The following is a 20,549-nucleotide window of genomic DNA, read 5'->3' as shown; positions in this document are numbered from 1 at the left end:
GTGACGTCGGCCCCAAGCCGCGAAGCCGACGTACACCATCACTCCCCAAGGAGCGTTGCCCGATGAGCCTTCGATTGGCCGCAGTAGACCTCGGCGCGTCCAGCGGCCGCGTCATGGTCGGCGAGCTCGGCGCAGGACAACTCGAGCTCACCGAGGTCCACCGCTTCTGGAACGGCCCGGTCCAGATTCAAGGCACCCTGTACTGGGACATCCTCCACCTGTACCGGGAAACCCTCGCCGGCCTGACCAAAGCGGCGGCCGCCGGCCCCCTCGACGGCATCGGCATCGACTCCTGGGCAGTCGACTACGGCCTGATCGCCCCCAACGGCAAGCTCCTCGGCAACCCCGTCCACTACCGAGACTCCAGAACGGACGGAGTCATGGACGAAGTCCTCCGCACCATCCCCGCCGAGGACCTGTACGCCACCACCGGCCTCCAGCAACTCCCCTTCAACACCATCTACCAGTTGGCCGCCGAGCAGTGCCTGGACCAGGCCCATCACCTCCTTCTGATCCCCGACCTCCTCGCCTACTGGCTCACCGGCATCCCCGGTGCAGAACACACGAACGCTTCCACCACCCAGCTGTACGACGTACGCACCCGCACGTGGAGCAAGGACCTGGCCGACCGCATCGGCATCCCCGCGACGCTCCTCCCATCCCTGCGCGAGCCAGGCCAGATCATCGGCCCGGTGCTCCCGGAGGTAGCTACCGAAGCGGGTCTCACCCCACGCCCGGCCGAGGCCGCAGCACTCCGATCAGGCGTCACCGAGGCGACCGCACGTCCCGCGCAGGTCCCGGTGATCGCCGTCGGCTCCCACGACACCGCCTCCTCGGTAGTAGCCGTACCGGCGAAGGAGGGCGAGCGCTTCGCCTACATCTCCTCAGGCACCTGGTCCTTGGCGGGTCTCGAACTCCCCGAGCCCGTCCTGACAGACGAAGCCCGCCAAGCCAACTTCACCAACGAGGGCGGCGTAGACGGCCGAACCCGCTTCCTGAAGAACGTCATGGGCCTGTGGATCCTCCAGGAATGCCTACGCGTCTGGGAAACCGAAGACCTGACCGACCTCCTCGTACAAGCAGCGGAGGCGCAACCTTTCGCCGTACTGATCGACCCCGACGACCCCACATTCCTTGCCCCCGGCAACATGCCGTCCCGCATCGACGATTTCTGCACCCGCACCGCCCAAACCAAACCGGCAACCCGCGCAGCCACCGTCCGCTGCATCCTGGAAAGCCTCGCCCTCGCCTACCGCCGAACCCTACGCACCGCCCAAACCCTCGCCGGCCAAGAAATCGACGTGATCCACGTGATCGGCGGCGGCTCCCAGAACGAGCTTCTCTGCCAACTGACCGCCGACGCCTGCGGACTCCCCGTCCTGGCCGGCCCCGTAGAAGCCTCCGCCCTAGGCAACATCCTCGTCCAGGCCCGAGCCCTGGGCGAACCCCTCCCGGACCTGAGCGCCATGCGCGCCCTCGTCCGCACCACCCATCGTCTGCGGCCCTACCCCCCGCAGCAAGAACCGGCCGACTGGGACGCCGCCGAGTCCCGGGTGTTCGGAACCAGGTGATCCGATGACCGCCCTGCACCACGAAACCCTCACCCACCCGAACCTGCGAACCCACCCCCGCCACAAACCACCCCACGCCATCCCCCAAGACCCCAGCACTCACACCCCGAGCAGCCCCGCAGGCAACGCCCCACCCACACAGCCGACGCACCCCGAGCCCAACCCCCACGCGCAACCCCGTGATCCCCACGCGCAACCCCGCGACCCCAACATCCACGTCGTCTCGCACACCCCGCCCTCCGAGGCATCCGCGACCACCACCGCCACGTGGTCGAACTCCCAAGCCTCCCCACCCCTGGCCCACCCACACGACCCAGCGATCTACCCAATCCCACGCGAGACAGCAACCCACACCGGAACCCGCGACACCGCCCGACACGGCGGACCGCGCGGCACGACGGCAACGGACACAGCACCGATCGTTCTCCCCCGGGGAATCAACGCCGAGGACCTACGCCTGTTCCGCCTGATCGCCACCGGCCTACCCATCGAAGCAGTAGCCCGCCGACTCGACCTCTCCGAACGAACAGTCCGCCGCCGCACCCGCGCCGCCTGCGACCGCCTCGGCTTCGGAACCGCCATAGAAGCCATCGTCTGGGCAGCCCATCGAGGCCTCCTCTAGCCACTAGGTCAACTGGCGTAATCGGGAACCGACTTTGACGGCCGCCTCCTGAGGCGAGCCCCAACGTTGGACGCCAACGACCGCCCCCGAAACACCTGACCCCAACGCTTGGACGCAAACGACCGACCCGAACACCCGACTCCAGCGAGCGACCGACCGACCCCCGACACCCGACTCCAACGCTGGACGCCAACGACCGACCCCGACGCGCGGTCCCAACGCTGGACGCTAAAGGCCGACCCTGACACCCGGTCCCCGCGCCCTAGGCCGACGGCCCACCCATCGCCCGAGGAGGTAAGCCGAATGGATCGTGCCTGCGGTGGCTGAGCTCGCGACGCTGACCGTGCCGACCGGCAGCCGGGGCAGCAACATGGGCTGGTTGGTCTCGGCCGCGCCGCGGTCACGCAAGTGCAGTGTCGCCGTATGGAGGATCGCCGGACGGGTCGCACCAGCGGTTGCTGAGCTTCGCGACGCTAATCGTGCTGGCCCGCCCGGGCCAACAACATGGGCTGGTTGGTCTCGGCTGCACGAAGGCACGCGAGTGCGGTGTCGCCGTACGAGGAACACCGACGGCGTCGTGCCTACGGTTGCTAGCTCGCGACGCCGACCGGGCCGCCTGGCAGCCAGGCCAGCAACATGGCCTCGCTGGTCTCGGTCGCGCCGCGGGCGGGCGAGTGCGGTGTTGCCGCAGGGAGACGCGCCCACAGGCCGCGGTCATCGGCAGCGGCTGGGACCGGCCACGTCCGGCGGTCTGCTCGGCTCATCGGGTGCGGTAAGCAGCCGCGTGTACGCCGAACGGATCGCGACGGGGACGGTACGGCGTACGCGGGTGGTGTCTCCGTGGGGAGGGACGCGCTGGTCGGCCGGGGCCGGTGGGCTTGGGGTTGGGAGCGGCCGCGGCTGGTGCTGTGGCCGGCCCACCGGGTGTGGTCAGCGGGTGCGTGTACGCCGAACGATTCGCGACGGGACAGTACGGCGTGCGCGAGTGCGAGGCCTCCGTGGGGGAGGAGCCCGTCGGTCGCCCGCGGTCGATCAACGGTGGTCGGTCTGCCCACCTCAGTGCCGTGGCCGGGCCGATGGGGGCGAGAGTCGCGATTCCCGAGCGCGTATGCCGAGGATGGCGACGGAGACGTTCGGCGTACGCGAGTGTGTGTCTCGGTGGGGAGGGACGCGCTGATCGGCCGCGGTCCATCGACAGCAACTCATCCGGCCACGTCCGGCGCCGTGGCCGGTCCACCGGGTGCGGTACGCGGTTGCGTGTACGCCGAACGGATCGCGACGGGGACAGTGCGGCGTACGCGAGGGGCCTCCGTGGGGAGTGTTCGGCGGACGGGGGTGAGGCGGTGGGGAGGACTGAGGTGCGGGTTAGTGGTGGGGGTGGGGCGGGTACCGGGCTTTGCGGACTTCTAGTCGAGGAGGGCTGATGGACGGAATGACCGTCCTGTGGATCGTCGTCGGTGTGGTTGTGGTGGTGGTTTTGGTTGCGCTGGTGGTGGGGGCTGCCAAGAAGGCGCGGCTGCGGCGGGATGAGCGGGCTGCTCAGGAGCATGAGGTGCGGGCAGAGGCTGCTGCGGCGCGTGCGGAGAAGGAGCGGGCTGCGGCGGATGAGGTGGAGGCTCGGGCTCGGGAGGCTCGCGCTGTGGCCGAGGAGAAGGCTGATGAGGCTCGGCGGTTGGCGGCTGGGGCTGCTGAGCGGCGGGAGGGTGCTGAGCGCGCTCGGGCGGAGGCTGTTGAGCATCAGCGGGAGGCGGAGCAGTTGCGGCCTGGTGGGGTTGCGGGTGGGGACGCTGGAGTCGCCGGTGGGTCGGGGACGGTCGCTGGTGGGGTTGCGGGTGGAGACGCTGCAATCGCCGGTGGGTTGGGGACGGTCGCTGGTGGGGCGGAGCAGCGAGAGCGGCGGGATGGGACTCCGCATACTGCTACCTGGGGTGATGGGGCTCAGGGGCGGCGGGTGGAGCGGGTTGCGCCTGTTGTGGATGAGCAGGGGGATGGGTGTCCGGCTGATATGGATTCTGAGCACTTTGGGGCTGGGCCGGTTGATGAGGGTGCTGAGCGGCCGGGAGTTGGCGAGGGGCCTGGTCAACCGCGGGGCGCTGGTGATGGAGCTGGGCAGTCAGCGGGTTCTGGTGAGGGTGCTGACCGATCGGAGGTAGCTGCGGATGCCGGAGACGAGCGCGCCGGCGGTCAGCCTGGTGTTGAGCGGCCGCGCGGTGGTGAGGGTGTAGTGGAGCAAGGGGCCAAGCATGCGGCGCCTCGGGGGTGAGTGAGGCTCGGGCGCGGGTGGCGCCTGGGTGGTAGGCATCGGTCTCGTGGGAGTTGGGTCAGGGGTTCAACCGGAAGTGGGCCCCGTGCTCCGGCGGGGCCGATGTGTTGGTGCGGTGGTGTGGTCGGCAGGCTGTGGGTTGGGGAGCACACCGGGCCGGCCGGGACCAGGGCGGCGTACGGCGTACTGGTGGCTCAGGTCTAGTTGGTGCGGAGGCGGTAGCCCATGCCTCGGATGGTTTGGATCTTGGTGGGGCCCAGTTTCTTGCGGAGGTAGCGGATGTAGACGTCGACCACGTTGGAGCCGGGGTCGAAGTCGAAGCCCCAGACCTGGGAGAGGAGTTGTTCTCGGGAGAGGACCTGGTCGGGGTGGCGGCAGAAGACTTCGGCCAGGAGGAATTCTCGGGCGGTCAGGTCGACTGTGCGGCCGTCGATGGAGGCTCGGCGGGTGCGGAGGTCGAGGCTGAGGTCGCCTACTTGCAGGATGGTGGCGTCGGGGGTGCCGGGGGCGTCGCTGCGGAGGCGTAGGCGGATGCGGGCCAGGAGTTCTTCGAAGGCGAAGGGTTTGGCGATGTAGTCGTCGGCGCCGCCTTCGAGGCCGGCGACGGTGTCGCGGATGCTGTCCCGGGCGGTGAGGATGATGACCGGGATGCTCACGCGGGACTCGCGGAGGCGGCGGAGGACGGTGAAGCCGTCGACCTTGGGGAGGCCGATGTCGAGGATCAGCAGGTCGTAGGCGCCGGTGGCTGCTTCCTGGTAGGCCGATTCGCCGTCGGGGACGACGGTGGTGATGAAGCCGTTGCTGCGCAGGCCTCGTTCGACGAAGGAGGCGATGCGGTCCTCGTCCTCGGCGATCAGGATCCTGTTCATCGGGGAGTCCCCTCGGTGGGTGTCAGCGGCAGGACCAGCTCGAAGCGGGCGCCGGGGGCTTTGTCTTCGACAGAGCTGGGGCTGGGGTTCGCTGGAGGGGTGCTGCCGGGTGCTGGGTTGTCGGTGAGGTGGGTGCCGCGGCTCGGCGGTGGGTTGTCGACGAGGTGGGCTTCGCCGCCGTGGGCCTTGGCGATGGAGCGGACGATCGCGAGCCCCAGGCCGGCGCCCTCGGTGCGGGTCTGGTTGTTGCCTCGGGCAAATCTCTCGAAGATCCGGTTGCGGTCGCTCGGGGCGACGCCGGTGCCGGTGTCGGCGACCCAGAGGTGCACGTGGGGAGTGGACGGACAGTGAGAGCCGGGGACGTCCGCGGTGTGAACGCACGAGCCGACGGCGATGCGGTCGTCGGGCGTCGTGTGCCGTACGGCGTTCGAGACCAGCTGCATCAACGCCTGGGTGAGGCGTTGGCCGTCGGCGGTGATGGTGGTGTCGGCGGTCTCGTCGACCCGCCAGGTGCGCGACGCCAAGGGCCGGGCCTTGGCGACGACCTCGACGACCAGTTCAGTCAGGTTGACCTCCTCGAGTTTGAGGAAGTCGGGGCGCCCACTCTTGGCCAGCACCAGAAGATCGTCGACCATCCGGTTCATCCGGGTGAGCTCGTCCAGGACCAGGGTGCGGGTCGCGGCCTGGTCGCGGGGGTCGTTGCTCATCAGTTCCAGGTGGCCGCGGATGACGGTGATGGGTGTGCGGAGCTCGTGGCCGGCGTTGTCGACGAACTCGCGCTGGGCCACGAACGCCGTCTCCAGACGGTCGAGCATGGTGTTGAAGGTCCGCGCGAGCTGGGCCACGTCATCGTTGCCTATGACATCGATCCGCCGGCGCAGGTCGGACTCGCTGATCTGCTCGGCGGTCGTGCGGACCTCCCGGATCGGCGCGAGGACCCGGCCGGTGACGACCCAGCAGGCGCCCGCCGCCATCGCCAGCGTGATGACGCCGATCAGGGCCAGGGCCTTGGTCGCGTCCTCCAACGGCTGGGCGATCAGGTCGCGGAACTCCAGCAGCACGAGCTGAGCGCGGACCGGATCGGAGCCGACCTGCACCGGGATCACGCCGTACCGGACGCGCCCGGCGGTGCTGTCGATCCACCCGTACTGCGGGGTGGTCGCCGACGCGATGCGCTGGACGAACGCGGCGTCGGTGTCGAGCCGGGCGGGTGGGGTGCCGAGGCTGCGGTGGTCGGCGCGGCCGTCGAGGACGGTGAAGAACGCTTCGGAGGTGTCGGGGAGGTTGGTCCGCAGCCAGAAGTCGAGGAGCTCCTCGGGGGTCTTCAACGGCGCGGCGGCAGGAGAGCCGGAGAACGAGCGGAACTTGGTCGCCTCGTGGGTCAGCTCGGCGTCGGCCGACGCGTCGGAGCGCGCGGAGAGGAGCTGCCAGGTCAGGAAGACGACGGCGGCCACCGCGAGGGCCAGGACGGCGAGCATCCAGCCGATGATCCGGACGCGGGCACTGACGCCGCCGCGCGCTCTCAGAGCCGACCCCACAAGGCCGGCCGACACAGGCGCAGACGCAGGAGCTCAGTCATCGTCGTCCAGATCGTCGTCGATCCCGTCGTCGTCGCGATCGTCGTCATCCCCCGCGGTTCGCGGACTCCCCGGCGTCACCGGATCCGCCCCGGGCCGGCTCGGCGGCGCAACAGTCGGAGCAGGAGTAGGAGTAGGCGACACCGAAGCCCCAGCCGGTACGACGACCGTCTCGCCCAGCCCCGGCGCCGACCGCCCACCCAGGTACTGGGTCAGCCCGAACCCGGCCACTGCCAGCACGAGGGCAACAGCCAGGTAGATCAGGCGTGGAGATCGCATGCTCACAGCTTGCGATCCCTCCCGAAGAACCGCATGAGCCGAACATTACAGAGTTCTCATCAAGTCCCGGCTCACAACGACGTTCAGATCAGGAACCGGAACTCCGGCGACCCCGGGTCGATCCGCTCGATCGTCAGCGGCGCCGCCTCCATCCGCTCCAGCAACCCGTCCAGATCACCGGGCCGCCCGATCTCGATACCGACCAGCGCGACCCCGGTCTCCCGGTTGTTCCGCTTCACGTACTCGAACAGCGTGATGTCGTCGTCCATCCCGAGCACCTGGTCGAGGAACTGCCGCAGCGCCCCCGGCTCCTGCGGGAACGTCACCAGGAAGTAGTGCTTGAGCCCTTCGTGCACCAGCGACCGCTCGAGGATCTCGCCGTACCGGCTGACGTCGTTGTTGCCGCCGGACAGCAGGCATACCACCGTCTCGCCGGGCTTGACCTCCACGGCACGACCCAGCGCAGCGGCCGCCAGAGCGCCGGCGGGCTCGGCGATCAACCCGTCGGTCTGGTACAGCTCCAGCATCTCCGAGCACACCAAACCCTCGGGCACCGACACCATCTCGACCCCGGCCGCGGCCACGATCGGCAGCGTCGCCGCACCGACCCGCCGTACGGCGGCGCCGTCGACGAAGCTGTCGAGCTGCTCCAGCGTCACCGGCTCACCAGCAGCCAACGCGGCCGCCATGCTCGCCGCACCAGCAGGCTCCACACCCACGATCCGTACGCCGGGATGCCGCTCGGCCAGGAACGTCGTGACCCCAGCGATCAGCCCGCCACCACCCACGGGCACCACCAGTACGTCGGGCGCGTGCCCGAGCTGCGAGACGATCTCGACGGCCACAGTCCCTTGTCCTGCAACGGTTCGCGGGTCGTCGAACGCCGGCACCAAGGTCGCCCCGGTGCCCGCGGCGAACGCGAGCGCGGCGGCGGCCGCGTCGTCGTACGAATCGCCGGTGATGATCACCTCGATGTGCGACCCACCGAGCGCGGCGATCCGGTCGCGCTTCTGGCGCGGCGTCGTGCGCGGGACGTAGACGCGGCCGTGCACGCCGAGCGCGTGGCAGGAGTACGCGAGCCCTTGCCCGTGGTTGCCCGCGGAGGCGCAGACGACGCCGGCCTTCTTCTCCGCGGCACTCAGCTGGGCGATGAGGTTGTACGCCCCGCGGAGCTTGTACGAGCGGCCGATCTGCAGGTCCTCGCGCTTCAGCCAGACGTCGGCGCCGGTGCGTGCGGAGAGTCGCGGGTTGCGCTGCAGGGGAGTCCGCAGCGCGACGCCGTCGAGACGGCCGACGGCCTGTTCCACAGCGGTTGCGCGGACGGTCGATCGAGCGACTGTTTCACTGCCCTGCATGACGTTCCTTCCCGTGCAAATGCACGTGATTCACCGATTTTCCCGCAGCCCAAGACGCGCTGGTTCCACAGTACGGACGGCCGGACACCGTTGAGCAACAGGTCCACATTTCGATGCGTGAAAAGGCCTCCGGCTGGGCAGTCTAGTTCTCATACGCTCACTCGGTGTAACGGCCAGGGTCCTGGACGGGATGAGCCGAGTAAACCGGTCAACGGGGACTGGAGGGCAACAGATGGAACTGATTCCGTTCAGTCTGTGGGGAGACGCCCTGTGGTGTGGTCAGGAGGTCGTGCGGGAAGCCCCGCACGAGCAGGCGATTCGCAGCCTGTTTCCCGACCCCATCCCAGCGCGAGGAGCAGACCTGGACACCGACGCGGATCTCGTCCCGGAACCGCACAACCGCTTCGACCCGCGCTCGATCGCTGTCCGGGTGCAGGGCAAGGTGGTCGGCTACCTGCCGAGGGACGACGCGCACCGGTACCACCCGGTGCTGTCAGAACTGGTGGCACAGGGCCTGCAACCGCAGGTCCCTTGTCACCTGTGGGTCAGTGAGTGGGAGCCGGCGGACTGGGAAGGCAAGGGCGACCAGGGCACCGAGTTCCACGCCAGCGTGGCGGTCGCCATGGGTCAGCCGCACATGCTGGTCCCGGTCAACCTGCCACCACCCGGGAGCTACCACGTGCTGCCACCGGGCAGCGGCATCGTGGTGCCGGGCAGCGAGGTGCACCCGGACGTGCTGGCACCGTTCTTCCGGCCGGAAGGCGAGTGCTGGGCCTACGGGACCATGCACGCCGTCGAGGAGGACGACGGCATCAACGACCGGCACCAGGTGGTGGTCGAGATCCGGCTGGACGACGACCCGGTGGGCCGGCTCAGTCCGCGGCTCAGTGCCGAGTTCCTGCCGGCCATCCACTACCTCGCCGACATGCGGGCGGAGACGGCCGCCCGGGTCGCCGTTCGCGGCGATCGTTTCGCCTCGGAGGTGATCCTCTACGCGGCCCGGAGTCACGACCTGCCGGCTACCTGGCCGGACGGTCTGACCCGATCCCCAGTCGCTTCCCCGACCTGGCACTACTGGGCCGGCAAAGAGGCCAACTGACCAAGGCCGACGGCGGACGCGCAGTACTCACCAATCAGTCAGGTGGTGGCGGGTACTGCGGGTCTACCGCCCCGGCTGCAGCCCTACAGCTTCGCGCCGATCAGCTGGTAGATGTCGTCGTGCGCACCGGGCAGGTCGTCGTGGCCGAGGTCCGGGTAGGTCCGGAGTTCCTTGGCGGACGTGAGCTTGTTGTAGATCGCGTACTGCGTGGAGGGCGGGCAGACCTGGTCCTCGAGCCCGGTGAAGAGCGTCACCTCGGCCCGGATCCGTGCGGCCAGGTGCTGTACGTCGATGTAGCCCAGCGTCGTGAACACCTCCTGCTCGCGCAGGTGCCGCGGGTCGCGCTTCTTGAACCAGGTGGTGATCTCGTCGTACGGGCCCGTGTCCAGGTTGAGCTCCCAGGCGCGCTGGTAGTCGGTGAGGAACGGGTAGACGCTGGCGGCGTACTTGATCTCTGGCGTCAGTGCAGCGCAGACCAGTGAGAGGCCGCCGCCCTGGCTCCAGCCGGTGGTCGCGACGCGCGCGGCGTCGACCTCGGGCAGGCCGCGGATCAGGTCGGCGAGACGGCGGGTGTCGAGGAACACGTGCTTGTAGAGCAGCGTGTCCGGGCCGCCGTCGAGGCCGTGGACCAGGTGGTTGTGCAGGCTGAAGCTGTTCGGCTCCTGCGAGGCGGTGCGGTACCCGACCTGCTCCCGTACGTCGAGCGCCGCGACGGTGAAGCCGCGGGCGGCGTACGGCAGGAGGTCGACCCAGCGCGGCTGCTCGCCGCCGTACCCGTGGAACATCAGGACGGCGGGTCCGGTGGGCTCAGCGGGCCGGATCACCTTGGCGTGCACGCGGTAGCCGCCTGTGCCGTTGAAGTACAGGTGCTGCGCGGTCGCGGTGGTCAGCGGGAAGTCGGTCGCGTCCACGAACGACGCGTCGGCGTCGATCCCGGCCAGCTCGGCCAGCGCCTTGTCCCAGAACGCGTCGAAGTCGTCCGGGCGCGGGTTGGTGCCCTGGTAGACGCTCAGTTCCTCCGCAGACAGCTCGAACGACAGCACGGGCGACTCCTTCGCTCAGATCCGGACAAAATCCACCACGGATCATTCTGCGCGATCGGCGTTCTCCCCGGCAGTACCGTCCCAGATGGTGTAGCCGTGCGCCTTGTTCAGGCGCTCGCGCAGGTCGGCCGCCAGCTGCTCGTCGCGGCCCGGGGCGAGCCAGCGGACCGGGATCAGGATCGAGCCGTCCTTGTGCTTGGTCCGCAGTACGACGGCCTCGCCGTGCGTGGTCTCGACCCGGCCGACCTCGGTCACGTCGGTCCAGTCGGTCTTCACGCCGCGGACCTCGATCTGGTCCGCGGCGAGCTTGAGCAGCACCGGCGGCCGGAGCAGGATGCCGAGGCCGAGCAGCGCGACCAGCCCGCCGAGGACGAGGAACACGGCGACCACCGCGTCCGGCAGCCCGACCGCCCAGAGGATCGCGGCCAGCCCGAGCAGGATCAACCCGGCGGCCAGGACTCCGAGGAAACGGCCGGCCCGCATCCGGTACGTCGTACGCATCGCATCAGGATCTCACCCGGTACGGCGGCGCCACCGCTCGGGTGACGTCAAGGCTCAGGGGTTGGCCGGGTGGTAGGCGCAGGCGTCCGCGAGGTCCTCGGTGCCGCCGGCCGGCGGCTTCGCCGGAGTGACCGGCTTGCCCGACGACGGCTTGCGGGTCGGCGTCCCGGTGGTCGAGGCGACCGGCTTCTTGTTCGCGATCGCGTTCTGGACGATCTCGGCCATCGCCTCGTAGTTCGGGTGCTGGCCGCTGGGGAAGTTCTTCTTCTTGTTCAGGTCGACGTTGGTCACCTTGGCGCCCTTCACCTTGAGCCCGAGCTCGATGAAGGCCGGCAGGATCTCCTGCGGGATGTCGGTCTGCAGCAGCTTCTTGCTGGCCGAGGCGATCTGCTGGTACTTCGTGACCAGCGTCCTCGGGTTCGCGCTGCCGACGATCGCGTGGATCGTGCAGCGCTGCCGCTCCTGCCGGGAGGCGTCGTCCAGGCCGTACCGGCCGCGGGCGAACCAGAGCGCGTCGTGCCCGTCCAGCTTCTGGTCCGGGCCGGGCTGCAGGTAGGCCTTGGGCAGGATGTCGTCGGCCGAGCCGGGACCCTTGTAGTCGCCGCCGATCGGGACCTTGTAGTTGATGTTGACCGAGATGCCGCCGAGCGCGTCGACGATCGACTCGAAGCCCTTGAGGTTGACCTGCATGTAGTAGTCGATGTCGAGGCCGAGGGCCGCGCCCGCCGAGACCTTGAGCACGTCGGCGCCCTCGTTGTCCGAGGCGCCGAGCGCGCCCGGGTGCGCGGCCGGCAGGTTGCGGTACATCGCGTCCAGGTAGAACTCGGGCTGCTCGGCCGGGCCGTCGGGGTCGTAGAAGCCGTCCGGGTAGAACTTGTGCAGCGGTGAGTCCTCGGGGAACGGCATCCGCATCCAGTTCCGGCTGAGCGAGATCAGCTTGGTGTCGCCGGTCTTGGTGTCGATGCTGGCGACCATCACCGTGTCGGTCCGGGTGCCCTCGCGGCCGGCGCCGTCGTCCGCGCCGAGCAGCAGCAGGTTCAGCCGGGGGGTGTTCTCCCAGGGGTCCTTCTTGTCCTCGACCTTCGGCCGGGTCGCGCTCTTGGAGTTGCCCTCGGAGGCGAAGACGCTGCCGACCAGGTCGCGCTGGGCCATCACCGACTGCGCGGCGACGGTCGTCGGTACGGCGATGCCGAAGCAGAGCAGGCCGACGAACGCCGAGCCGGCCAGCCGGCCGACCGCGGTCAGGCTGACCGGGCGGAGCAGCTTGTGCGAGGCGACCACGATCCAGATCCAGAGCAGGCCGAGCACGATCACCGCGGCGGTCGCGATCAGCAGCTGGCTCGGGTCGACCGCCAGCGTGAGCACGGCGTCACGTTTGGTCAGGCCGATGAACGCGAGCAGTCCGAGCAGGCCGACGCTGAGCGTCATCACGAAGGCGCCGAGCTTGGTCCGGCCGCCCATCACGAAGCCCGACCCCGGGACCAGGGCGCTGATCAGGGTGAGCCCGATCGCCTTGGAGACCGTACGGGTCCGGTGCGCCTTGTGGCGCGACCGGTTGGCCTTGGGTGCAGACCTCCGGCCGGCTGCGCGAGTGCTCCGCGACATGGCTCCGTTTCCCTGGGATCGACGACGGGTGGCGGCGATACGGGCCCGCGACAGGCGGGCCTGAGGGCAGGCTGAGTCCGGGTGGGATCAGCTACCCGCTACTACAGACGCCGTCACGGCCTCCTCGGTTGACTCCGGCTTCGACCCCCGTCGATTCGGCCAGATTACAGGGGGCCCGGGCAACACTCCCAAGGCGTCCTGATCCGGCCGCGCCGCGTGCTGCGGAGCCCGCTTTGCCCCGACGGCGTCTCGCCGGATAGTCTTGGGCGTCGTCGCGTCCCGTGAGGGACCGTCGGAGGAGGCGTCGCCTAGTCCGGTCGATGGCGCCCGCCTGCTAAGCGGGTTGAGGGTAAACCCCTCTCGCGAGTTCAAATCTCGCCGCCTCCGCAGTACGAAGAGCCGCCAGCACCCGCTGGCGGCTCTTCGCGTTGACGGCGAGTTTCAGCCGAACGCGAGCCGCTTCGCCGCGGCCAGCCGCTCCACCGAGCGCGTCGTCACCGGCTCCAGCCCGACGATCAGGTGCTCGACCCCCAGTTCGGCGTACGCCGTGAAGACGGCGGCGAGTTCCTCGACGGTTCCGGCGAACCCGCTCGGGTCGCCGGCGTCGCGCTGCTCGGGGTCGCGGATCGTCAGACCGACCGTCTTGGCCACCTCTGCGGCGGGCCGGTTGTTCCGGGCCAGCGCCTTGTCGAAGTCGGCCAGCCGGCCGCGCAGCTTGTCGTCGATCGCGCCGAACCAGGCGGTGTTCCACTGGTCGGCCCACTGCGCGGTCAGGTCGAGCATCCGCGGCTGCCGGGAGGCGACCAGGATCGGGATCCGCCGCTCCGGCATCGGGGCCAGCGCGGCCTCGTCGACCGCGTAGTACGTGCCCTTGCTGGTCACCGTCTCGCCGCGGATCAGCCGGGCGACGATCTCGATCCACTCCGCGAACCGGGACGCCCGGTGGTCGGTCGGCAGCCCGAACGCCTCGTACTCCGGGTCGTGCCAGCCGGCGCCGACACCGAGGATCACGCGGCCGCCCGACACCTCGTCCAGCGTCGCGGCCATCTGCGCGACCAGCCCGGGGTCGCGGAACGTCGAGCAGAGCACCATCGTGCCGAGCTCGACCCGCTCGGTCAGCGCCCCGACCGCGCTGAGCAGCGTCCACGCCTCGTGCATGCCGTGCGTCGTACCGGCCGCGTCGCGGTAGAAGAAGTGGTCCGCGAGCCAGACCGAGTCGAGGCCGTTCTGCTCGGTCGCGAGCGCGATCTCGCGGGTGTCGGCCCATCGCGGCATCTGTCCGTCCGGTCCGTCGCCCTCGCCGACCGGCAGCATCACACCAAGTTTCATCTGGCCAACATAAGTGCCCCAACGGCGTGGCTGCAGGTGTGGCGGGGTTTCGGGGTGGGTAACTGGGGAGGTGCCCGGCGGGTGAGGCCGCGGTGAGGAGCGGGCGCAGGAGAAGCCTTTGACCTCACGAAAGGGTGTGGTGGCGGTGACGGATTCAGCCGTCCGACCGCAGGTGTACGACCTCCGTTTGTTCCTCCAGTTGTCGCTGCCGGCGCATGTCGCCTGCTACGTCGACGGCGCCTGGCGACCAGCCTGGCTGGTCAGCAGGCTGCACTGCGGAGACGGGTGGGTCGCCGTGGTCCAGTACGACGGGCCGAACAGCCAGGAGCTCACCGCACGACTCCCGGTCGACCGCATCGCGCCACCGCGCCTCTGACCCGGCGCCACGACCTCCTGACGGGCGAAAGCGCCCCGCCCCGATCACGGGACGAGGCGCTTCGCGCGCTCCGGCGTACTGGCTTCCGGTCAGCCGCCGGCGTTCATCAGGCGCCGAGGCGGCTGCGCAGCGCGTCCAGCTCGAGCCGCAGCTCGGCCGGGACGGTGTCGCCGAGCTTGGCGAACCACTCCTCGATCAGCGGCAGCTCGGCCTTCCACTCCTCGGCGTCCACGTTCAGCGCGACCTGCAGCGCCTCCGGTGTCAGGTCCAGCCCGCTGACGTCGAGCGCGTCCGCGGTCGGTACGGCGCCGACCGGCGTCTCGTCCGCGGCCGCGCGGCCCTCGATCCGGTCGATCATCCACTTGAGCACCCGGCTGTTCTCCGAGAAGCCCGGCCAGACGAACTTGCCCGCGTCGTCCTTGCGGAACCAGTTCACGTAGAACACCTTCGGCAGCTTCTCGGCGTCATGCTCCTTGCCGACGGTCAGCCAGTGGTTCAGGTAGTCGCCGGCGTTGTAGCCGAGGAACGGCAGCATCGCCATAGGGTCGCGGCGGACCACGCCGACCTCACCGACCGCGGCCGCGGTGGTCTCCGACGACAGCGCCGCGCCCATGAAGACACCGTGCTGCCAGTTCCGCGCCTCGGTGACCAGCGGGACCGTGGTCGCGCGGCGGCCGCCGAAGATGATCGCGGAGATCGGGACGCCGTTCGGGTCGTCGTACTCGTCGGCGATGATCGGGCACTGCAGGATCGGCGTGCAGAACCGGCTGTTCGGGTGGCTGGACAGCTCGCCGTTGCCCGGCGTCCAGTCCCGGCCCTTCCAGTCGGTCAGGTGGTTCGGCGGGGTCTCGGAGTAGCCCTCCCACCAGACGTCGCCGTCGTCGGTCAGGGCGACGTTGGTGAAGACCGAGTTGCCCTTCTCGATGGTGCGCATCGCGTTCGGGTTGGTCTTCCAGCCGGTGCCCGGCGCGACGCCGAACAGGCCGAACTCCGGGTTCACGGCGTACAGGCGGCCGTCCTCGCCGAAGCGCATCCAGGCGATGTCGTCGCCGAGGGTCTCGACCTCCCAGCCGTCCAGGGTCGGGTCGAGCATCGCCAGGTTGGTCTTGCCGCAGGCGCTCGGGAACGCGGCCGCGACGTAGTGCACCGACTTCTCCGGCGAGATCAGCTTCAGGATCAGCATGTGCTCGGCCAGCCAGCCCTCGTCGCGGGCCATCGCGCTGGCGATCCGCAGCGAGTAGCACTTCTTGCCGAGCAGCGAGTTGCCGCCGTAGCCGGAGCCGTACGACCAGATCGTCCGCTCCTCGGGGAACTGGACGATGTACTTCTCGTCGTTGCACGGCCACATGACGTCTTTTTGGCCGGCCTCCAGCGGTGCGCCGACCGAGTGCAGGCAGGGGACGTACGGCGCGTCCGCGCCCATCTTCGCGAGCACCTCGGCGCCGGTGCGGGCCATGATCCGCATCGAGGCGACGACGTACGCCGAGTCGGTGATCTCGACGCCGAACATCGGCTTCGCGGCGCTCAGCGGGCCCATGCAGAACGGGACGACGTACATCGTCCGGCCCTTCATGCTGCCCCGGTACAGGCCCGTCATCAGGGCCTTCATCTCGGCCGGGTCCATCCAGTTGTTGGTCGGGCCGGCGTCGGCCTCGTCGACCGAGCAGATGAACGTGCGCTGCTCGACCCGGGCAACGTCGGACGGGTCGGTCCGGGCCCAGAAGGAGTTCGGCTTCTTCTCGTCGTTCAGGCGGACCAGCGTGCCGGCCGCGATCAGCTCACCGGTGAGCTGGTTGTACTCGGCGTCGCTGCCGTCGACCCAGTGGATCTGGTCCGGCTGGGTGAGCGCGGCGACCTCGGCGACCCAGGCCAGCAAGCCTGCGTGCTCAGTCGGGGCGTCGGTCAGGTCGAAGGTGGTGGCTGCGGAGCTCTCGACACTGAGCGCTTCCTCGGTCTGGGCAGGGCTGGCGGTGGTCGTCATCGGCGGCTCATTCCCCTGTTCGGCGGTGTGATCTGTCGCATACCAGTCGCTGTGGTGGGCGTATACCAGTGTGCAAGTGGTACTAACCGTACGCGACCGGGTGGGGTGTTGAGAACCGCGAGTACGTGAGCCCGATCACAAAGTTCCGCCGACAACCGCTTTCCACCGGAAGTTTCCTGGCGTCAGTGGCTACTGAACGTGCTGAAGCCCCGCGCCGGGTGGTTCTGACGCGAGGCATCGGGGTCGGGTGGTCTAGTTCTCGGAGGGTCTGCCGCCGAAGCGCCAGACGTGCACTTCCGCTCCCGGAAGCAGCTCGGCCGCCTCGTCCGCGCTCGGCGCCTCGACGAGTGCGGCCTGCCCGACGGGCTTCCCGTCGTCGTCGAGCAACCCGCCCGCCATGATCACGTGCGACTCCGGCAGCTCCCGCTCGACACCGTCGAGCGCGATCAACAGGTACCGCGTCCACCCCGGTACGGCGCTCGCGAAGTCCCACATCGTGGTGCCGACCCGCCGGTCGAAGCGGCGTACGAGGACCTCGTCGAACACCCCGCCCAGGAAGTACGGCTCGTCGTACGCGAACCGCGCGGCCGCGGCCGCATCCGGTACGTCGAGGATGTGCAGGCTGCCGGTCGTCTCGGCGTCCTCATCGTCGGCGGTCAACGTCGGCCCACGCGCGATCAGCGCTCCGGCGTACCCGTCCATGAACGCCCAGTGCTCCTCGGTCAGCGCGACCTTGAGCGGAAACGCACCGGCCCGGTCCCGCCCGTACACGAAGTACTCCATCCCCGGACCATCGCACCGGCGCCCCGCGACCTCAACCGGGTTTCGCCTGCACAGGTTGCCGAAGGCCCACGTCGTCCGGGGTCCGGAAACGACAAAGCCTCAGGTCGTCCACCTGGTGACCTGAGGCTTTGCTGGCGCGCTCGGAGGGATTCGAACCCCCAACCTTCTGATCCGTAGTCAGATGCTCTATCCGTTGAGCTACGAGCGCAGGCAACGACGAAAACGATACAACGAGACGGCCTCGGGGTGTTAATCGGGGGCGGCGGCGGGCCGGGACTACATTTTCCGGCATGGACATCGGTGATCTGCTCGGTGGGCGGGATCTCAGTGACGTGAAGAAGGCCGTCGGGTTCGTGCTGGAGAACTCCGACGACTTCGAGAAGGTGCTGAAGCTGGTCAAGGAGCTGCCGGACGACGCGCTCGGGTTCATCGGCAAGCTGCCGGACCTGCTGAAGACGATAGGCGGCGGGCTGGCCGAGGCCGGGGAGCAGGCGGCGAAGGCGGCCGGTGCGCTGGTCGGGGACGACGGCGAGGGCGGCGCGCGGAAGGCGCTCAGCGGCAGCGCCACCACGATGAACGCGGCCCGCGACCGGTTGAAGGACGCGGCCGGGATGCTGTCCGGGCTGGCCGGCGAGCTGGACAAGATCCCCGGTATCGGTGACGCGGCAGCCAAGCGGCTGAACGACGGCAGTGGTCAGGTCAGCGGTGTCGCCACCGAGATCGAGAGCCTGGCCGGCAACCTGCAGGACCTGTCGGGCATCCTCGCGTCGGTCGGCGAGGCGCTGTCCGGCCTCGGCTCCAAGCTGAGCGAGTCCGGTGGCACCGTCAAAACTTTGCTCGGCTGAGACGGAACCAGACCCTGGTCACGCTCGTCTAAGACGCGTTGTCGGCGGCCGAAAGGGAGCTTCCAGGTGGCTGGGGTCTGGGGCAGTGGAGTGGTGCGAGGGGCGCTGATCGCGTCCGGGGTGGCGTTGATCGCGGGGCTCGGGATCGGGTTCGCGGCCGGGCAGCCGGTGCACGAGGACGACGTCGCGGCGGCCCGCAAACTTCCGGCCGACCTGTGCCAGCGGCTCGGCAGCATCGCCGGGTTGTTGCCCAAGGCATCTTCTGAGGAGTTCGCGCAGACCGGCACCGGTGAGGTGCGCTGCCGCGCGGTCGCCGAGGAGAGCGGTCAGCAGACCTTCACCGCGGCGACCGTCAACGTCCGCGTCACGCCGTACGGCGGGAAGCTCGCCGGCAGCGGTCAGCCGCCGTACCCGCCGGACGAGGTCGCGCGCAAGGCGTTCGACCGGGAGAACGGCGAGCTCGAGGCCGGCCGGCCGTACCCGACCCGCGTCGAGCGGGTGGCCGGGACCGGCGGCGAGCAGTGGAAGGTCTCGGCCGTCGTGCTGCGCGCCGACGTCATCGTCCAGGTCGACTACGAGGCCCACCCGGTGAACCCCGACAAGGCCGAGCAGGCCGCACTGGCGCTCGCGGACCGCGCGATCTGGGAGGCGAAGTGAAGACCAAGTGGTGGGTGTACGGCGTCGCCGCCGTCGCCGTGCTGATCGTGTTCAGCGCCGCGTACTCGGTCGGGGCCGCGGTGCGCAGCGCGACCAGCGAGACCGAGCCGACGGCGCCGCCGCAGCCCGCGGTCAGCCCGGGCGCGCTGCCGACCGGCGTCCTCGCGCCGGGCCTGCCGAAGCCGCTCGGCGGCCAGCGCTTCGAGCCCGCGCCGTACGTCGGTCTGGTCGGCGCGGTCTACCCGAAGGGCCCGGAGGTCTACTCGACTCGCAGCCTCGAGCTGCCGTTCGAGTTCGGGTTCCCGCGGCCGCCGCTGCTCGACGAGGACCGGTCGGGGGAGTCCTCGACCACGATCTACCGCCGGGCGCTGACCCGCTCCGACCCCGGCCAGGCCGAGGTCGACCTGCGGATCGCGGTCCGGCCGTGCGGCGAGCGGGCGGCCTGCCTGGCCGGCCGGGCGGCGTTCGACGCGGACTGGACGAAGGAGTTCAAGGCCACCGCGCCGACGACGCCCCGCGGCGACCGGACCTGGTTCGGCGCCGGCGGCAAGCGGTACCAGGTGACCCTGAGCCACGCCTTCCGCGGGCCGGCCGGCCGTTGGTGGCTGGTCGGAGCGGTCGCCACCGGCGACCAGACCCAGGCCCAGCGGGTGATCAACGACATCTGGGCGCAGACCCCCTGACTCCTCCGCGATCACCGGGCCCACCCGCGCAGTACGGTGGCGGCATAGAACGTGCGGCGCGTGGGTTGTCACTCGGTGGACCGACTACGACGGAGGAGCAGCAGGGTGAGCATTCGGATCGGGTACAAGGCGTCGGCGGAGCAGTTCGGGCCGCGCGAGCTGGTCGAGTACGCCGTACGCGCGGAGGAGCTCGGGCTGGACAGCGTCACCGTCTCCGACCACTTCCTGCCCTGGCGGCACGAGGGCGGCCACGCGCCGTTCGCGCTGGCCTGGATGGCCGCCGTCGGTGAGCGCACGAACCGGGTCCTGATCGGTACCTCGGTGCTGACGCCGACCTTCCGCTACAACCCGGCCGTGATCGCGCAGGCGTTCGCGACGATGGGCGTGCTGTACCCGGGCCGGATCATGCTCGGCGTCGGCAGCGGCGAGGCGCTGAACGAGATCGCGGTCTCCGGTCGTGAGTGGCCCGAGTTCAAGGAGCGGTTCGCGCGGCTGCGCGAGTCCGTCGACCTGATCCGGGCGCTGTGGACCGAGGAGACGGTCAGCTCCGACGGGCCGTTCTACAAGACCGTCGAGGCGTCGATCTACGATCGTCCGGAGACGCCGCTGAAGATCTACGTCGCCGCGGGCGGACCGCTGGTCGCCAAGTACGCCGGCCGCGTGGGTGACGGGTTCATCGCGACCTCCGGCAAGGGCATGGAGCTCTACAACGACAAGCTGATGCCGGCCGTCCGCGAGGGCGCCGAGAAGGCCGGCAAGAAGTTCGAGGACGTCGACCGGATGCTCGAGGTCAAGGTCTCCTACGACCGCGACCCGGAGCACGCGCTGGAGAACACCCGCTTCTGGGCGCCGCTGTCGCTGACGCCCGAGCAGAAGCACAGCGTCGACAGCGCGACCGAGATGGAGCGGCTCGCCGACGAGCTGCCGATCGAGCAGGTCGCGAAGCGCTGGATCGTCGCCTCCGACCCCGAAGAGGTCGTCCGCCAGTTCCAGCCGTACCTGGACGCCGGCTTCAACCACTTCGTGGTGCACGGCCCCGGCCACGACCAGGAGCGCTTCCTGACCCAGTTCACCGAGGACGTCGTACCGCTGCTGCGCAAGCTCGGCTGAT

At 69.7% G+C, this 20,549-nt stretch carries 18 protein-coding genes and 2 tRNA genes; 9 read left to right on the top strand and 11 right to left on the bottom strand.

Translation table 11 applies throughout. The features are described from left to right. The first annotated feature begins 62 nt into the window (after positions 1-62). Both ACZ6Z4_RS26190 and ACZ6Z4_RS26185 read left to right on the top strand, forming a co-directional pair. Complete coding sequence (locus tag ACZ6Z4_RS26190; protein WP_465569486.1) at positions 63-1,571, top strand: rhamnulokinase; 1,509 nt, start codon at positions 63-65, stop codon at positions 1,569-1,571. Positions 1,572-3,719: 2,148 nt separating this feature from the next. Then, complete coding sequence (locus ACZ6Z4_RS26185) at positions 3,720-4,346, top strand: hypothetical protein (RefSeq protein ID WP_465569485.1); 627 nt, start codon at positions 3,720-3,722, stop codon at positions 4,344-4,346. A 310-nt stretch (positions 4,347-4,656) separates the two neighbouring features. Here ACZ6Z4_RS26185 and ACZ6Z4_RS26180 read toward each other — a convergent pair whose 3' ends face one another. From ACZ6Z4_RS26180 to ilvA, 4 genes are all read right to left on the bottom strand, one after another. Next, positions 4,657-5,325 carry a response regulator transcription factor gene (locus ACZ6Z4_RS26180; protein ID WP_465569484.1) on the bottom strand — a complete coding sequence of 223 codons (669 nt, stop codon included), beginning with the start codon at positions 5,323-5,325 and terminating at the stop codon, positions 4,657-4,659. Continuing rightward, positions 5,322-6,803: a sensor histidine kinase gene (locus tag ACZ6Z4_RS26175; protein ID WP_465569483.1), complete on the bottom strand. Its 1,482-nt coding sequence runs from the start codon at positions 6,801-6,803 to the stop codon at positions 5,322-5,324. The genes ACZ6Z4_RS26180 and ACZ6Z4_RS26175 overlap by 4 nt, the downstream gene beginning before the upstream one ends. 93 nt (positions 6,804-6,896) lie before the next feature. Further along, positions 6,897-7,181 carry a hypothetical protein gene (locus tag ACZ6Z4_RS26170; protein WP_465569481.1) on the bottom strand — a complete coding sequence of 95 codons (285 nt, stop codon included), beginning with the start codon at positions 7,179-7,181 and terminating at the stop codon, positions 6,897-6,899. An 83-nt stretch (positions 7,182-7,264) separates the two neighbouring features. After that, a complete protein-coding gene (ilvA, locus tag ACZ6Z4_RS26165; protein WP_465569479.1) occupies positions 7,265-8,536 on the bottom strand; it encodes a threonine ammonia-lyase IlvA in 1,272 nt (423 codons plus the stop codon). 232 nt (positions 8,537-8,768) lie between these two features. Here ilvA and ACZ6Z4_RS26160 point away from each other — a divergent pair, with 232 nt between their 5' ends. Next, positions 8,769-9,635 carry an HIRAN domain-containing protein gene (locus ACZ6Z4_RS26160; RefSeq protein WP_465569477.1) on the top strand — a complete coding sequence of 289 codons (867 nt, stop codon included), beginning with the start codon at positions 8,769-8,771 and terminating at the stop codon, positions 9,633-9,635. An 83-nt stretch (positions 9,636-9,718) separates the two neighbouring features. Here the strand turns inward: ACZ6Z4_RS26160 and ACZ6Z4_RS26155 are convergent, their stop codons facing one another. The 3 genes from ACZ6Z4_RS26155 to ACZ6Z4_RS26145 are packed head-to-tail and all read right to left on the bottom strand — an operon-like array spanning position 9,719 to position 12,784. Continuing rightward, entirely contained in the window at positions 9,719-10,678 is a 960-nt protein-coding gene (locus ACZ6Z4_RS26155) for an acetylxylan esterase (RefSeq protein ID WP_465569476.1), read from the bottom strand. Between the two features lie 42 nt (positions 10,679-10,720). Next, positions 10,721-11,179 carry a hypothetical protein gene (locus tag ACZ6Z4_RS26150; protein WP_465569474.1) on the bottom strand — a complete coding sequence of 153 codons (459 nt, stop codon included), beginning with the start codon at positions 11,177-11,179 and terminating at the stop codon, positions 10,721-10,723. A 54-nt stretch (positions 11,180-11,233) separates the two neighbouring features. Further along, entirely contained in the window at positions 11,234-12,784 is a 1,551-nt protein-coding gene (locus ACZ6Z4_RS26145; RefSeq protein ID WP_465569473.1) for an LCP family glycopolymer transferase, read from the bottom strand. A 297-nt stretch (positions 12,785-13,081) separates the two neighbouring features. Here ACZ6Z4_RS26145 and ACZ6Z4_RS26140 point away from each other — a divergent pair. After that, positions 13,082-13,171, top strand: a tRNA-Ser gene (locus tag ACZ6Z4_RS26140). A 54-nt stretch (positions 13,172-13,225) separates the two neighbouring features. Here the strand turns inward: ACZ6Z4_RS26140 and ACZ6Z4_RS26135 are convergent. Next, positions 13,226-14,113 (bottom strand): LLM class flavin-dependent oxidoreductase, encoded by an 888-nt coding sequence (locus tag ACZ6Z4_RS26135; RefSeq protein ID WP_465569472.1) that lies wholly within the window; start codon positions 14,111-14,113, stop codon positions 13,226-13,228. A gap of 145 nt (positions 14,114-14,258) precedes the next feature. Between ACZ6Z4_RS26135 and ACZ6Z4_RS26130 the strand changes: the two genes are divergently transcribed. After that, positions 14,259-14,489: a hypothetical protein gene (locus ACZ6Z4_RS26130; protein ID WP_363677238.1), complete on the top strand. Its 231-nt coding sequence runs from the start codon at positions 14,259-14,261 to the stop codon at positions 14,487-14,489. 106 nt (positions 14,490-14,595) lie between these two features. Here the strand turns inward: ACZ6Z4_RS26130 and ACZ6Z4_RS26125 are convergent, their stop codons facing one another. The 3 genes from ACZ6Z4_RS26125 to ACZ6Z4_RS26115 form a co-directional block, all read right to left on the bottom strand. Beyond that, on the bottom strand, positions 14,596-16,470 hold the full coding sequence (locus ACZ6Z4_RS26125; RefSeq protein ID WP_465569470.1) for a phosphoenolpyruvate carboxykinase (GTP): 1,875 nt from the start codon (positions 16,468-16,470) through the stop codon (positions 14,596-14,598). A gap of 252 nt (positions 16,471-16,722) precedes the next feature. After that, positions 16,723-17,253: a YciI family protein gene (locus ACZ6Z4_RS26120; protein ID WP_465569468.1), complete on the bottom strand. Its 531-nt coding sequence runs from the start codon at positions 17,251-17,253 to the stop codon at positions 16,723-16,725. Between the two features lie 132 nt (positions 17,254-17,385). Continuing rightward, positions 17,386-17,461 (bottom strand) — tRNA-Arg (locus ACZ6Z4_RS26115). Between the two features lie 82 nt (positions 17,462-17,543). Between ACZ6Z4_RS26115 and ACZ6Z4_RS26110 the strand changes: the two genes are divergently transcribed. From ACZ6Z4_RS26110 to fgd, 4 genes are all read left to right on the top strand, one after another. Continuing rightward, positions 17,544-18,098: a hypothetical protein gene (locus tag ACZ6Z4_RS26110; protein WP_465569466.1), complete on the top strand. Its 555-nt coding sequence runs from the start codon at positions 17,544-17,546 to the stop codon at positions 18,096-18,098. 66 nt (positions 18,099-18,164) lie between these two features. Continuing rightward, on the top strand, positions 18,165-18,755 hold the full coding sequence (locus ACZ6Z4_RS26105) for a hypothetical protein (RefSeq protein WP_465569464.1): 591 nt from the start codon (positions 18,165-18,167) through the stop codon (positions 18,753-18,755). Beyond that, on the top strand, positions 18,752-19,438 hold the full coding sequence (locus tag ACZ6Z4_RS26100; protein WP_465569462.1) for a hypothetical protein: 687 nt from the start codon (positions 18,752-18,754) through the stop codon (positions 19,436-19,438). The genes ACZ6Z4_RS26105 and ACZ6Z4_RS26100 overlap by 4 nt, the downstream gene beginning before the upstream one ends. Before the next feature lie 105 nt (positions 19,439-19,543). Further along, positions 19,544-20,548, top strand: coding sequence for a glucose-6-phosphate dehydrogenase (coenzyme-F420) (gene fgd / locus ACZ6Z4_RS26095; RefSeq protein WP_465569460.1), 1,005 nt, complete (start codon positions 19,544-19,546; stop codon positions 20,546-20,548). Position 20,549 lies beyond the last annotated feature (1 nt).

This window comes from Kribbella sp. NPDC104740 (assembly GCF_055583505.1).
The sequence above is the reverse complement of the archived record's forward strand: the minus strand, read 5'-3'. Positions and strand labels throughout refer to the sequence as shown.